6 protein-coding genes and 1 pseudogene are annotated in these 15,796 nt (G+C 57.2%); 4 read left to right on the top strand and 3 right to left on the bottom strand.

All coding sequences use genetic code 11. From position 1 onward, the window contains the following. Window positions 1-235: 235 nt before the first annotated feature. The 3 genes from yjiA to CWM57_RS23020 form a co-directional block, all read right to left on the bottom strand. Complete coding sequence (yjiA, locus tag CWM57_RS23030) at window positions 236-1,192, bottom strand: GTPase (RefSeq protein WP_100676427.1); 957 nt, start codon at window positions 1,190-1,192, stop codon at window positions 236-238. An 11-nt stretch (window positions 1,193-1,203) separates the two neighbouring features. After that, window positions 1,204-1,407, bottom strand: a complete 204-nt coding sequence (locus CWM57_RS23025) for a YbdD/YjiX family protein (RefSeq protein ID WP_002887451.1) — start codon at window positions 1,405-1,407, stop codon at window positions 1,204-1,206. 110 nt (window positions 1,408-1,517) lie between these two features. Further along, the gene (locus CWM57_RS23020; RefSeq protein WP_008807580.1) at window positions 1,518-3,668 is read right to left on the bottom strand and encodes a carbon starvation CstA family protein; all 2,151 of its coding nucleotides are present in this window, start codon (window positions 3,666-3,668) and stop codon (window positions 1,518-1,520) included. A gap of 540 nt (window positions 3,669-4,208) precedes the next feature. On the opposite strand from CWM57_RS23020, the gene CWM57_RS23015 reads away from it, so the two are divergent. From CWM57_RS23015 to CWM57_RS23000, 4 genes and pseudogenes are all read left to right on the top strand, one after another. Continuing rightward, window positions 4,209-5,891 carry a ShlB/FhaC/HecB family hemolysin secretion/activation protein gene (locus CWM57_RS23015; protein WP_100676426.1) on the top strand — a complete coding sequence of 561 codons (1,683 nt, stop codon included), beginning with the start codon at window positions 4,209-4,211 and terminating at the stop codon, window positions 5,889-5,891. Window positions 5,892-6,024: 133 nt separating this feature from the next. Beyond that, window positions 6,025-13,989, top strand: a complete 7,965-nt coding sequence (locus CWM57_RS23010; protein ID WP_413773451.1) for a hemagglutinin repeat-containing protein — start codon at window positions 6,025-6,027, stop codon at window positions 13,987-13,989. Next, window positions 13,989-14,300 (top strand): Imm45 family immunity protein, encoded by a 312-nt coding sequence (gene imm45 / locus CWM57_RS23005; protein WP_074387162.1) that lies wholly within the window; start codon window positions 13,989-13,991, stop codon window positions 14,298-14,300. Before CWM57_RS23010 ends, imm45 begins: the two co-directional genes overlap by 1 nt. 26 nt (window positions 14,301-14,326) lie before the next feature. Beyond that, window positions 14,327-15,745 (top strand): annotated as a pseudogene (locus tag CWM57_RS23000) (VENN motif pre-toxin domain-containing protein); the annotation flags it as partial. Window positions 15,746-15,796 lie beyond the last annotated feature (51 nt).

Below are 15,796 nucleotides of genomic sequence, written 5' to 3'. Positions count from 1 at the left end.
TTTGGCCTGTTTAGCAACGGTTTAATTTGTGGGCTAAACAGAAACTGAACAGGGCGGGCATTAATTATTAAGGATCCTATTCATTTAGTTTCTTATTATTTCCGAAAGTGTTTCTGCTGTTACTTATTAAAACGTTGCTTTACATTTTTTGACGCGCTGCCGACTTTTGGTCCCTGTTTTTGACGAGGTGTCAGAGAGAGGACGGTGCCTGCGCCTTGGGGCGCAGGCGGGCAGGTTAGCGTCGTAACCCGGCAAATGCGGCGCGAATTTCCTCTTCCGGCAGCTGAATGCCGATAAATACCAGCGTGCTGTGCGGCGTTTCATCGCCCCACGGGCGATCCCAGTCGGCGCTGTACAGACGCTGCACGCCCTGGAACAGCAGGCGATTTGGCTCGCCGTCGATCCACAGCATGCCTTTATAGCGCATCAGTTGCTCGGCGAAGGAGAGCAACAGGTTCTCCATTACCCGTGAAACTTCACTGATATCCACCGGATAGTCGAGCTCGACCACAATCGACGAGACGTCGTTCTGCTTTTCTGCAACAAAATGAAAACGCGGTGTGGCGCTGACAACCTTTTCTTCCAGCATAAAGCCGCTGGTGTTAAACAGCTGGCTTAGATCGATATCGCCGTGAATGACGGTATAAACCGGCGCCCGCGCATTGATGCGCGCCAGCCGTTCGCGCAGCTTCTCGGTGTCGCCGGCAACATCGGTTTTGGTTAGCAAAATGCGGTCCGCATAGCCGGCCTGCGACTGGGCGATGGTGAACTGATCCATCTGCTGGTCGGCATGGACGGCATCCACCAGGGCGATCACGCCGTCCAGCAGATAGCGCTCGCAGAGCACCTCATGGGAGAAAAAGGTCTGGATAATCGGCCCCGGGTCGGCCATGCCGGTGCACTCAATCACCAGCCGGTCAAACTCGATTTCGCCGCGATCGCGACTGTCGAGGAGATCGAGCAGGGCGTCTTCCAGTTCGTTGGAGCGCGTACAGCAAATACAGCCGTTGGTCAGGGTTTTGATCTGCGTGGCGCGGTCGCCGATCAGCTGATCGTCAACGGAGACTTCGCCAAATTCATTTTCAATCACGGCGATTTTGAAACCGTGCTGCTCATTCAGGATATGGCGCAGGAGGGTGGTTTTTCCTGCGCCGAGAAAACCGGTGAGTAGGGTGACTGCAATCGGTGCCATTATTGCCTCCATTAACAGCAGCGTACGCCGCCTTTGCCGTCTCCGCCGTAGCGGGCCTGCTGGCGTTCGCGGAAGAATTCTTCATAAGTCATGTAGGGCTGATCCGGATGGTTGGTTTGCATATGCGTGACGTAGTTGTCGTAATCCGGAATGCCAATCAGCATTTTTGCCGCCTGACCGAGATATTTTTTTGCCTGACCTAAGTTACCAAACATTGTAAGTTCCAGATAACGAATAAAGCCGGATGGCGGCTAGCGCCATATCCGGCCTACGTTGATGCACTTTTCTGTAGGCCGGATACGCGTAGCACTATCCGGCATCAGGGTTAATGATGTGACGAGGTCTTCACGCCGCCTTCCGGTACCGGCACGTACGGGGTCTCTTTGTCGGTACGCACCTTATTGTTGCGCACGTTGAGCCAGGTTTTGATGCCGTAGAAGATGATGCTGTACACCACCACCAGGAACAGGATACTCAGCCCGGCGTTGGTGTAGTTGTTGACCACGATATGATTCATGTTGGCAATCTGCTGCGCGGTCAGCTCGCCGCCGGCGGCAATCTTCTCTTTATACTGCTGAGCCATAAAGAAGAAGCCTTCCATCTGCGGATTGCTGCTGAACAGCTTCAGACCCAGCGCCCAGGTGGTGCACAGCAGCAGCCACGCTGCCGGGATAACGGTGACCCAGATATATTTGGTGCGCTGCATTTTGACCAGCACCACGGTGCCAAGCACCAGCGCCACGGCGGCCAGCATCTGGTTAGAGATACCGAACAGCGGCCACAGGCTCTTCACACCGCCCAGCGGGTCGACCACGCCCTGATACAGCAGGTAGCCCCACAGCCCGACGCAGCCCGCGGTACCGATAATCCCGGCGACCAGCGAGTCGGTTTTTTTCAGGAACGGCACGAAGTTACCCAACAGATCCTGCAGCATAAAGCGGCCTGCGCGGGTACCCGCATCCAGCGCGGTGAGGATAAACAGCGCTTCAAACAGGATACCAAAGTGGTACCAGAAGCCCATATCCGCCATCGGGATGATTTTATGGAACACGTGGGCGATACCGACGGCCAGCGTCGGCGCGCCGCCGGCGCGGTTCAGTACCGAAGGTTCGCCGATATCTTTCGCCGTCTGCAGGATCTGCTCAGGTGAAATCACAAAGCCCCAGGAGCTGACAGTCGCCGCCGCGTGGACGGTGACTTCTTTCAACTGCGCAGCGATCATCGCCGCGTTTTCACCGCCCATTTCGTGCAGGTTTGGCATGACAATGCCAAGGCCCGCCGGCGGGGTGTTCATCGCGAAGTAGAGACCCGGTTCGATAATCGAGGCGGCGACCAGCGCCATGATGGCCACGAAAGACTCCATCAGCATCGCGCCGTAGCCGATAAAGCGGGCATCGGTTTCGTTGGCCAGCAGCTTCGGCGTGGTGCCGGAGGCGATCAGCGCGTGGAAGCCGGAGACCGCGCCGCAGGCGATGGTGATAAACAGGAACGGGAACAGCGCGCCTTTCCACAGCGGACCGGTACCATCAATGTACTGAGTCACTGCCGGCATTTTCAGGTCCGGGTTGAGGATAACGATCCCCAGCGCCAGGCCGACGATTACGCCGATTTTCAGGAAGGTGGCCAGATAGTCACGTGGCGCCAGAATCAGCCATACCGGTAGCAGCGCGGAGATAAACGCGTAGCCAATCAGAGTAAAGGTGATGGTGGTGTCTTTAAAGGTCAGCGCCGGGCCCCAGTACGGGTCGTGGGCAATGATGCCGCCAAACCAGATGGACGCCACCAGCAGCACGATACCGATAACCGAGACTTCACCCACGCGGCCAGGGCGCAGGAAGCGCATGTAGATCCCCATAAACAGGGCGATAGGCACCGTCGAGCAGACGGTAAAGACGCCCCACGGGCTTTCCGCCAGCGCTTTCACCACGATGAGCGCCAGCACCGCGAGGATGATGATCATAATCAGGAAGCAGCCGAACAGCGCGATAGAGCCCGGAACCGGCCCCATTTCCTGCTTGATCATCTCGCCCAGCGAGGCGCCGTTACGCCGTGAGGAGATAAACAGCACCATGAAGTCCTGTACCGCGCCCGCCAGCACCACGCCGGCCAGCAGCCACAGGGTGCCCGGCAGATAGCCCATCTGCGCGGCCAGCACCGGGCCAACCAGCGGGCCGGCGCCGGCAATGGCGGCAAAGTGGTGGCCAAACAGCACGTAGCGGTTGGTCGGCACATAGTTCAGGCCATCGTTATTAATGACCGCCGGCGTCGAGCGCGTTGGGTCAAGCTTCATCACCTTCTGCGCGATGTACAGGCTGTAATAACGGTAAGCGACGAGGTACACAGAAACCGACGCCACCACGATCCACAGGGCACTGACGTGCTCACCGCGGCGCAACGCGACGACTGAGAGGCAAAATGCCCCGATGATTCCGAGAATCACCCAGGGTATGTGCTTGAATAGTTTTTTGGTATCCATAGTAAAACCTGGCGTTAATTAGATGAATAATTGGCCGAAGCCGTCTGGTTTTAAGTAAGGGTTGATGGAGGTATTGATTAGCTAGGCTGCCTCCGATCTTGCCAGAACAGCGCGCGCGTAAAGTTGGGTAAATCGGTGAGTGGTTGTATGGAAGGTTAAGCGGTCGCTAGCTGAAATAAGCGGTTGGCCATCAAGTGAACAAGAGATAATTATGTGATTGAGATCACGGCATATTTCAGCCCAGTGCGATGGGGGAGCGGCAGAATCTAAAAAGAGGTCGCGCTAATGCTCTCAGTGTGAATCGATATTAATTCATAATCTCATATTCTTATTTCATGATGATTTCATATTGTCTTTGGCAGAACTTAGCGGTGATTCATCCATATCATTAGAATGGAGTAATGATCGCGTTTATAATTTTAAGCAATAATTTTTGAAGTGGATTGAATAATATGTGTTGATATTGATATGGGTTTGGTTGTATTAAATGCCACGCTTCGCTTTTTATTACTCGACATGGAAAGTTGTGACTTAACTATAATGAATAAATGGAATTTCGTTCATAAAGTTTTAATTATCTGTATATTGCCTGCCTGGGCATGGGCTGCGCCTGTGGATACCGTACGTGAGCAGCAGTTCATCAACCAGCAGCAGCGCCAGCAAGCCATGGAAAGTCAGCTCGCGCCGCCGTCACCGGATATTCATTTATCCGCTGAAGAAATAAATGTCGATGATGGGGTATTTTCCGTAGAACAACCTTGCTTTGTTATTTCTCAGGTGATTTTGCAGGGCGTCGAAGCCTTACCGCATTGGCTTCCGCTCCAGCACCAGACAAATAAAGCGATTGGACGTTGTCTGGGAGGAAAGGGAATAAATCTATTGATGTCCCAATTGCAGAATATATTAATAGATCGCGGTTATATCACCAGCCGGATCCTGGCTCCGCAGCAGGACTTAAAAAGCGGTGTTTTACGCCTGGTGGTGGTGCCGGGTTATATCCGTGAAGCCAGGTTTACGGCGCAGAGTGATGATTATCTATGGCTGGCGAGCGCATTTCCGGCGACTGACGGGAAACTGTTGGATTTGCGCGATATTGAACAGGGGCTGGAAAATCTGCAGCGCCTGCCGACGGTACAGGCCAGCATGGAAATTGTTCCAGGCGAGACGCCGGGTCAAAGCGATATTGTCATTAACCGCCAACAGGAACGCTTCTGGCGCGTTGACGCCTCGCTTGATGATTCCGGCTCTAATGCCACCGGCCGTTATCAGGGGAACCTGACGCTGTCGCTGGATAACCCGCTAGCCTTAAGCGATCTTTTTTACCTTTCCGGTTCACATAACCTCGATGGCAACGGCGGTAAATCTTCGAAGAACCTGACCGGCCACTATTCGGTCCCGCTGGGCTACTGGCAGCTCGGATTAACCGCCAGCCAGTACGATTACGTGCAAACCGTGGCGGGAGCCAACGGCGATTACCAGTACAGCGGTAAAAGCAAGAACGTTGATTTCCAGATGAGCCGCGTGCTGCACCGTAGCGGTAGTCAGAAGACCACGCTTAGCGCCGATGTGTTAGCCCGCGAGCAGCGCAACTTCATTAACGACACCGAGATTGCCGTTCAGCGGCGGCAGACGGCGGCCTGGAGGCTTGGTCTGCAGCATCGCCATTACCTTGGCAACGCCACTCTCGATGCCGGAGTGAGCTATCAGCGTGGTACCCGTTGGTTTGGCGCTCAGCCCGCGCCGGAAGAGCAATGGGGGGAAGCAACCGCCCTCAGCAAAATCCTGCAATTCAATGCTCAGCTCAATTTGCCTTTTGCCCTGGGCGGGCAAAATTTTCGCTTTACCAGCCGCTATCAGCGGCAGATGAGCAGCACGCCGCTGACTTCGCCGGATATGTTTTCCATCGGCAACCGCTGGACGGTACGCGGCTTTGACGGCGAGCGTACCCTGACCGCCAGTCACGGCTGGTACGTACGTAACGATATCGCCTGGTCGACCCCGTTACCGGGGCAGGAGTTTTATCTGGGAGCAGATTACGGCGAAGTCGGCGGCGCGGGCAGTGAAACGCTGGTGGGCAAACACCTCGCCGGGGGCGTGGCAGGGCTGCGCGGCCAGTACCACCGCGCCAGCTACGACCTGTTCGCCGGTATCCCTTTAGCCAAACCCGATGGCTTTAAAACCGATCCGGCAACTTTTGGTTTCAGCGTCAGTTGGAGCTACTGACTTTCACTCACACGCCGTTTGGCGGCGCGTGCTGCGCACAGGGATGATTTTCCGCGCCGCGGTGGACAACGGATGACGAGTAACGGCAATGAATAAACGCTTTTATCGAATCGTATTTAATAAGGCTCGCGGGATGTTAATGGTGGTGGCGGAAACGACCCGCTCTCATCGGGCGGGCGTGTCGCCGCAATCCGGCGCCGACGCGCGAACCGGGTCGACGCTGACGTCCACCCTGGCGCCGCTGGCTTTTAGCTTTCTACTCGCTTTTTCCTGTCTCACTCCGGCTCAGGCAGCGATTGTCGCCGATAACCATGCGCCCGGCGGCCAGCAACCGCAGATCGCCAATAGCGCCAATGGCACGCCGCAGGTCAATATTCAGACACCGAGCGGCGCAGGCGTTTCACGCAACGTCTACAGCCAGTTTGACGTCGATGGGCGCGGCGTGGTGCTGAATAACAGCCACGCTAACACTTCAACCCAACTGGCCGGGATGGTCGCCGGCAACCCGAATCTGGCGAAAGGGGAAGCCAGAGTGATCCTCAACGAGGTGAATACCCGCGATCCGAGCCGGCTGAATGGCTATATCGAGGTTGCTGGACAAAAAGCGCAGGTGGTTATCGCTAACCCTGCCGGAATTAGCTGCGACGGCTGCGGGTTCATCAATGCTAACCGCGCGACGCTGACGACAGGCCAGGTGCAGTACGGTAACGGGCAGATTAGTGGTTATGATGTCAATCGCGGCGAAATTATCGTACAGGGCGGCGGCCTTAATGCGAGCTCGGTAGACAGTACCGACCTGCTCGCCCGCGCGGTGAAAATCAACGCCGGGGTTTGGGCGCAGGAGCTAAAGGTCACCGCAGGGCGTAATCAGATCGATGCGGCGCACAGCCGAACGACGGCAAAATCAGCCGACGGCAGTGCGCTGCCTGCGGTGGCGATAGACGTCAGCGCCCTGGGCGGGATGTACGCCCATAAAATTCGTCTTGTCGGTACCGAGCGCGGCGTAGGCGTTCACAATGCCGGCAATATCGGCGCGGCGGCGGGGGACGTAGCAATCAGCGCTGATGGCGCGCTCAGCAACAGCGGCGTGATTCAGTCCGCGCAGAGTCTGCAATTGTCCGTTAAGGGCGATCTTCACAACCAGGGCCAGCTGTACGCTGGTAAAGATAGCGTGGTGACGGCCAGTGCGACGCTAACCAATGACGGCATGATCGCCGCGCAAGGCGATACGCGGATTGCCGCCAACGCTTTGCGTAGCGCGCAAAACAGCACGCTCGCCGCCGGATTAAATCGCGATGGTTCTACCGCCAGCAGCGGCGCGCTGACGCTGAATAGCCAGAGCTCGCTGGCGCTGAATGGCCGCAATATGGCGGCAGGGACGCTGACGGCGCAGGGCAGGACGGTGGATCTTGATAACAGTCGAACCTCGGGGGCGCGGATCGTGGTCAGCGCCGCGTCCGGCGATATCACCACCCGAGATGCGGTGGTGGCGGCCAGCGAAAAACTCCAGTTGGCCGCCAGCGGCAAACTCAACAACCACAGTGGCCTGTTGACGGCCAGCCAGCTTGAGCTGAAAGCAATGGCGCTGGATAACCAACAGGGCGTAATCCAGCAGACGGGCGAGGACGATCTACGCCTTGATTTTCGCGCGGGGTTGGATAACCGCGGCGGTGAGATTGCCAGCAACAGCCATGCTTTGACGCTCAGAACCAGCCAGTTGTTCAATCAAAACGGAACGCTGCTGCATACCGGCAGCGGCAGCATATCTATTACCAGCGAAGGCGCGCTGGACAACGGCGAAGGCACTATTGCCGCTAACGGCAATATCGTTTTGTACTCCGATAACATTAATAATCGCAGCGGTAAAATAAGCACGTCGCAGGGCAATGCTCAGCTCATTACCCGTCACGAGCTGGAAAATTCGCAAGGGAATATCGTTGCTGGCGGCAGCCTTTCTCTACAAATGGCCAGCCTTCGGAACCAGCAGGGGCAATTGATTGCGGCGCAGGGCGACCTGGCCATGAGCGCTGAAGGAGGGCTGGATAACCGCGAAGGCGTTCTTGCCGCAAATGGCAATATCAAGCTTGACGCCGACAATCTGAACAACCATGGCGGAAAAATCAGCGCGGCGCAGGGCGACATTCAGCTCACTGCGCGCCATGGGGTGGATAACTCGCAGGGGAATATCATCGCCAGCGGCGATATCCGGCTACAGGCTGAAAATCTTAATAATCGTCACGGGCAGATAGGCACGGCGCAGCGGGGCCGCGTCAACCTGACGACGAGCGGTTTACTGGATAACCAGCAGGGCACAATCACCGCCTTTGATGCCCTGGGTATTCAGAGCGCCACCGTTGATAACCGGCAGGGAGAACTGCAGTCCGGCGGTAATCTCAATATCACCCTTCACAACCGGGGGCTGGATAACCGACAGGGGCAGATCGTCTCCGCCGCCGCTCTGGAAATAGCAGGCGTCAACCTGGCGCTGGCTAATACGGGCGGAACGTTACTTGCCGCGAGCAAACTTAGCCTCGATGCCGATTCCCTCAGCGGCGATGGCGAGGTGCTCTCTCAGGGCGATATGTCGCTCACGTTGCGTCAGGCGTTTCATAACGCCGGGAGGATCATCGCCAACGGCAACCTGCAGTGGAATCTTTCCGGGCTGGGGCTGATTAATCAGGGGGTTATCAGCGCCGGCCGGGCGCTCAATCTCTATGCGGCAAAGCTGGATAACCGTCAGGAAGGTGAAATCAGCGCTGGCGAGAACCATTTGACGGTCAGCGGCGAGCTGGTCAATCGGGGGCTGATTGACGGTGGTTTAACCCATATTGTCGCCACGACGTTAACCAATATCGGCAGCGGGCGCCTGTACGGCGACGCCGTCGCGCTGCAGGCGGCAACGCTGACTAACGCCGCGGAGAACGGCGTGGCGGCGACGATTGCCGCACGGGCATCGCTGGCAATGGGCGTCGGCACGCTCAATAACCAGGATCACGCGCTAATCTACAGCGACGGTACGCTCGCCATTGGCGGCCAGCTTGCCGAAGACGGTTCGCTCAGCGGCCGGGCGGGAGTGTTTAATAACCACAGCGCAACGCTTGAGTCCGCCGGTGATATGGCGCTCGATATCCAACAAATCAATAACTACAACGACCATCTGGTGACGAAAGATGTGATGGTCGAGCAGTCATGGCGCCATGAAGCGGCGCTGAAAGGATCGGTACAGCGCTTCGACTGGTCGCTGGTCGATACCAGCTATAAAAACAAATACGGCGTTCACGACGCCATCATGCCGGACGGTAGCCGCGGCGATGAGTTCTATGAATACCAGTACCAGCGTACCGTTGTGGAAACGCAGGTGGTGGAAAGCGATCCTGGCAAAATCCTCTCCGGCGGCCAGCTCATCATCAACAGCGATAAGCTGAATAACTACGATAGCCAGATTATCGCCGGAGGAGCGCTCGGTGGCGTGATTGGCGAACTAAACAACGTCGCCACGACCGGTAAACGGGTGACCACCGACGTCGGCACCCAGACCCGTTGGTATGAGAAAAAGACCAGCCGCCCGTTTGGCGGCACCAAAACCAGCCAGGGGAAAAAAAGCAGCGAATATGAACCGACGCCGACGGTTCAGACCATCGATTTGCAAACCATGAAGTGGCAGGGCAATACCCAAATTGATGGCCATAGCGGTGTGATTAATCCGCGCGATCGCGCCGATGAAACAGGCGAAATACCCGCCGGACGACTGGCGGAAGTGACGCCGGTTAACGCTGACGGAACGGTTATTCGCGTCGTCACGCCGGATACCCGGCTTCCTGTCAGCAGTCTGTATCAGATCGACCCGCAGGCTAAAGCAGGCTATCTGGTGGAAACCGATCCGCGTTTTACCAACGGTAAAGCGTGGCTCGCCAGCGACTACATGCAAAATCAGCTGGGCGTTGATCAGGCGATGAAGCGGCTTGGCGACGGCTATTACGAACAGCGGCTGGTGCGTGAGCAGATCGTTAAGCTGAGCGGCGGGCGCTACCTGCAGGGCTACAGTAACGATGAAGAGCAGTACCGGGCGCTGATGGACGCGGGCGTCGCCTTCGCCAAACAGTACAACCTGACGGTCGGGGTGGCGCTGACGCCAGCGCAGATGGCGCTGCTGACCAGCGATATGGTCTGGCTGGTCGCCAGAGAGGTCACGCTAACGGATGGCTCCGTGCAGCAGGTGCTGGTGCCGCAGGTTTACGCGCGGGTTAAAGCGGGCGATCTCGATGGCAGCGGCGCGTTGCTCGGCGGTGAAAACGTGGCGTTCAGCGTGAGCCGTGATGTGACCAACAGCGGGCACATCCACAGCCGCGACGTGACCCAGCTAACCGCGGAAAACATTCATAACAGCGGCTATATCGGCGGCAACCAGCTCACGCTAAACGCGCGTACTGATATCAACAATATTGGCGGAACGCTGCAGGGCGGCGATAGCCTGATCGCGCAAGCCGGGCGTGATATCAACAGCGCCAGCACCCTCGGCGGCGCCCCAGGTAACATCAGCCTCGATCGGCCCGCGGGGATTTATGTCCAGAATGAAAACGGCCAGTTGGGGCTGCTGGCGTTACATAACATTAATCTGACGGCAAGCATGGTGAGTAACAGCGCGGCGGGCAGCCAGACGCAGATTATCGCCGGCAACGATCTCAACCTGCAGACGCTCGCCACCACCCATAGCGAAAGCGGAAACTGGGGGAAAGGCAACGATCGTTCCTTGACCCAGCGTAGCGATATCGGCACGCAAATTAACGGCGGCGCGGTGGCGCTGTCCGCCGGCCACGATATGAATGCCCGCGCCGCCAGCGTGACGGCGACCAACAGTCTGACGGTTGCCGCCGGCAATGATATTAACCTCAGCAGCGGCGAGTCCTCATGGCACCTGACGGAAAACAGTCATCAAAGCAGCAGCGGCCTGCTGGCTCGCCGTTCGCTCACCACTCACGATGAAGTGTGGGCGCAGAACGCCATCGGCAGCAATTTTAGCGGTGACAGTATTGTGATGCAGGCCGGGCGCGACCTGCTGGTGTCCGGCAGCAGTGTTGCCGGCACCCAGGACGTCAACCTTGCGGCGGGGCGTAACCTGACCATCACCACCGCCGAGGAGCGTCGCCAGGAAAACCATCTACGTAAAGAGAAACATAGCGGCTTTTCCGGCACCGGCGGTGTCGGCTTCAGCGTCGGCAGTTCGTCGCTGAAAGCCACCGACGTAACGACGGCGTTAAGTAGCGCCGCCAGTACCGTCGGAAGCTCACAGGGCAACTTGAGCCTGAGCGCCGGTAATGTATTGACGGTTCAGGGATCTGACCTGGTGGCCGGCAACAATATGGCGTTGACCGGTAAAACCGTAAATATTCTGGCAGCGGAAAACCAGAGCACCCAGACCCATACCGTGGAGCAGAAAACCAGCGGCTTGACGCTGGCGTTATCCGGGATGGTGGGCAGCGCCATTAATACCGCGGTTTCCAGCGCCAACCAGGCCAGCACCGAGAGCAATGGCCGTCTCGCCGCGCTGAGCGGGCTGCAGTCGGCATTATCGGGCGTACAGGCGTATCAGGCATCGCAGATGCAGACTGCGGATTCCAGTCCGGAGAGCATGATAGGGGTCAACCTCTCCTGGGGTAGCCAGTCCTCGAAATCCACTCAGCGACAAACGCAGAACACCAGCCGCGGCAGCAGCCTGATGGCCGGCAACAATCTCAGCGTTATCGCCACGGAGACGGATATCAACGTTGAGGGTAGCCAACTGCAGGCTGGCGGCAGCGCGTTGCTCAATGCCGCGCGCGATGTGAATTTATTCTCTGCGGAGAACGCCAGCACCCTGAGCGGTAAAAACGAGAGCCATGGGAGTTCGTTTGGCGTCGGTATTAACTTCGGCCAGGGCGCGAACGGGCTGACGGTCAGCGCCAGCGCCAACGCCGGGAAGGGCCACGAGAAGGGTAACAGCCTGACGCATAACGAAACGACCCTCAGCGCCGGTGAGCGGGTGACTATCGTCAGCGGTCGCGATACGACGCTGACCGGGGCGCAGGTGAGCGGCCATCAGGTGACAATGGACGTCGGGCGTAACCTGACGCTGAGCAGCGAGCAGGACAGCGATAACTACGATTCGAAGCAGCGTAGCGGCAGCGTGGGGGCGAGCGGCAGCATGGGCGGCGGTTCGGGTTCTCTTAACCTGAGCCAGAGCAAAATGCACAGCACCTGGGCGTCGGTGGAGGCGCAGACGGGGATTTTTGCCGGCGAGGGCGGTTTTGATGTGAAGGTGGGCGGGCATACGCAGCTGAACGGCAGCGTGCTGGCGAGCACGGCGGCGGCGGAGCTGAACCGGCTGGATACCGGGACGCTGGGTTTCCGGGATATTAAAAACTATGCCGAGTACAGCGTGGAGCAGCAGAGCGAGGGAGTGAGCACGAGCGGTAGCGTGGCGGGGCAGTTCCTCGGGAATGCGGCCAGTGGACTGCTGATGGGGGCGAACGGCAGCGGCAGCGACAGTTCGCTGACGCGGGCGGCGGTGAGCGAGGGCAGTATCGTTATCCGCGACAGCGCGAATCAGCAGCAGGACGTGACGGGGTTAAGCCGGGATGCGGCGCATGCGAACCAGACGCTGAGCCCGATATTTGATAAGGAGAAAGAGCAGAACCGGCTGGCGACGGCGCAGAAGACAGGTGAAATCGGGCGCCAGGTGAGTGATGTGCTGGTGACGCAGGGCAAGCTGAACGCGCAGGCGGCGCAGAGCGACCCGGCGGCGCGGGCAGCGGCGCGGGCGAAGCTGGTAGCGGGAGGGAATGGCAGTCCGAGCGAGGAGCAAATCAACGCGCAGGTGAGCCGAACGGCGACGGCGGACTACGATACGGGCGGAAAGTACCAGAAGGTGGCGCAGGCGGTAACGGCGGCGATGCAGGGTCTGGCGGGGGGCGACCTGGCGCAGGCGGCGAGTGGCGCAGTGAGCCCGTATGTGGCGGAAATCATTCACAGCCAGACGACGGACAGCGCGACGGGCAAGGTGAATGTGGAAGCCAATGCGATGGCGCACGCGGTGTGGGGAGCGATAGCGGCGGCATCGGGAAATAACAGCGCGCTGGCGGGGGCGGCAGGCGCGGTGAGCGGCGAATTGCTGGGACGCTGGATAGCGGCGGAATATTATCCGGGTGTTAAGACAGAAGAGCTGTCGGAAGAGCAGAAGTCGACGATAAGCGCGCTGAGTACGCTGGCGGCGGGACTGATGGGGGGGCTTAGCGGAGGCAGCAGCGCGGATGCGGTGGCGGGTGCGCAGGCCGGGAAGAATGCGGTGGAGAATAACTCTCTGGCCGGGGATGAATCCCGGAAATCAGTTAAAGAGAGCGCTGAGTGGTGGAAAACTCAGGTCAGGGACAAACTTGGCGAGGGTACGACTTCTTCCATCGCAAACGGTATTATTAACGCCCTTGCAGATACTAGTGATGCAGCATTAGGTTCAGCAGATTATGTTGCGGATGCAGCAATGGCGCTGGCTTCATGTGCTGCGGGCGACAGTTATTGCAGCAGAGCAATGAGCGATCTGGCCGGGAAAAATCAGGCAGTGGCCGATAGTGTTGCCGCGCTGATGAAAAGCGAAACTTGGTCAGCGGTTGCGGATACGGTCAAACAGGCGGCCGGAGGAAATCAGGCTGCGCTGGAAGCCACAGGTGGAATGCTGGCAGGGATTATGTTGCCGGGTAAGAAATTGCCGAACGTTGTTAAGGCAGTTGATCCTACCATTAAAATCGCAACAGGTCAGGCAGTCGGCGCCTTCGAGAAAAGTTTAGTCAGTCTTCCGCCGGGAGAGCGTGTAGCTATTATAAAACAAACAGCTCCAAAGGTAGCCGCAGAGAACGGCATGGTTAAGGATAATCGATTAACTCAAATGAATGGTGGTCGGGAAGTGTATAAAGATCAAGATGGAAACCTTTATGCGCTTGATACGCAACATGCACGATTTGAAGTTCTGACACCGAAAGGGAAGCACTTAGGTGAGGTTGACTTCTCTATGCAAAAGATACCTAACAGCCAAGATAAATCGGGCGGTCACAATTTGAAGGTGAAATAATGAGATTGGTTGATTATAAAAATGAGTCTATCAAGAGAGGTTCGGTTTTTAGATTACCGGCGGTTTGGCCTTATGAGTCATGGGTAGATTTTATGGTTATCGATCTTTTTGATACTCATGGTCTAGTTGTGTCTACTGGCTATAAAGCAGGTTTAATATTAATAGCATTGCCTGCTGAAAGTTGTTCGAAGGAAGGTAGAGCTTTAAGTACAACATGGGTTATCAACAACTGGGCAAAATGGATCTATCCAGAATGTAATGTTGAAGACGTTCATATCCTGGAAGAATATGTAGCAACGCCCATTGAGTAAAAGATCCCGGCCCCAGCGCCGGGATCGAGTTATCGGCGGTTATCCGCGATGGCGCGAATCAGCAGCAGGACGTGACGGGGTTAAGCCGGGATGCGGCGCATGCGAACCAGACGCTGAGCCCGATATTTGATAAGGAGAAAGAGCAGAACCGGCTGGCGACGGCGCAGAAGACAGGTGAAATCGGGCGCCAGGTGAGTGATGTGCTGGTGACGCAGGGCAAGCTGAACGCGCAGGCGGCGCAGAGCGACCCGGCGGCGCGGGCAGCGGCGCGGGCGAAGCTGGTAGCGGGAGGGAATGCCAGCCCGAGCGAGGAGCAAATCAGCGCGCAGGTGAGCCGGACGGCGACGGCGGACTACGATACGGGCGGAAAGTACCAGAAGGTGGCGCAGGCGGTAACGGCGGCGATGCAGGGTCTGGCGGGCGGCGACCTGGCGCAGGCGGCGAGTGGCGCAGTGAGCCCGTATGTGGCGGAAATCATTCACAGCCAGACGACGGACAGCGTGACGGGCAAGGTGAATGTGGAAGCCAATGCGATGGCGCACGCGGTATGGGGAGCGATAGCGGCGGCATCGGGAAATAACAGCGCGCTGGCGGGAGCCGCGGGCGCGGTGAGCGGCGAGCTGCTGGGGCGCTGGATAGCAGCGGAATATTATCCGGATGTTAAGACAGAAGAGCTGTCGGATGAGCAGAAGTCGACGATAAGCGCGCTGAGCACGCTGGCGGCGGGACTGATGGGTGGGCTTAGCGGAGGCAGCAGCGCGGATGCGGTGGCGGGTGCGCAGGCCGGGAAGAACGCGGTGGAGAATAATTTACTTGGCGGTAGTGAATGGCTTCAGACGGAAAAAGCCAGGGAACATGGTGCTGATGTACTTTCCTGTAATGATGCTCCAGGTGGTGAAGCCTGCAAGCGAGGCGAAGCAGTTAATAAAGCTTATGCCGGAGCATTGGCTTCCGCTGGGTTAATTTATTTACCAGGCGGGATGCAAGTAACTGCTGGGATAGGCGGTGCAGCAAATGCAGGAATACAATATGCATTAACTGGTGAAATTAAACCGACAGATGTTTTAATAGCCAGCTATATAGGTGCAGCTACTGCTAATACAGGATTATTGGGAACGATTGGATGGAATGCGGCGGGTGGTGCAACGTCAAATTATTTGAAAGGTGATGACCCGCTGAATGGTGCTGGTTGGGGGGCTGCTGGTTCAGCACTGGGTTACGGGATGGGTAAGTATCTTATTGAAATGCCGCTAAATAAAGTACTCAATCCTACATGGAAAAACTATGAGTGGGTTGATGTTGGAATGGGGATAAGTAAGCCTTTACAGTTTGACGCTCGTCCCAGTACTTGGGGGGCAATATCTGGCTCTGCTGCTTCGGAAGCAACCTCTCAGGGTGGACCAAAGGTTGAAGACGCTATCACAAAAAAAGGTTTAATAAAATGAAGCGAGAATTATTCATCCTTGCATATGTAGTTATAATGGGCACTATTATTG

The sequence above is a fragment of the Klebsiella sp. G-Nf4 genome (assembly GCF_002810615.1).
In the GTDB taxonomy this organism is placed as follows: Bacteria; Pseudomonadota; Gammaproteobacteria; order Enterobacterales; family Enterobacteriaceae; genus Klebsiella; species Klebsiella variicola.
The sequence above is the reverse complement of the archived record's forward strand: the minus strand, read 5'-3'. Positions and strand labels throughout refer to the sequence as shown.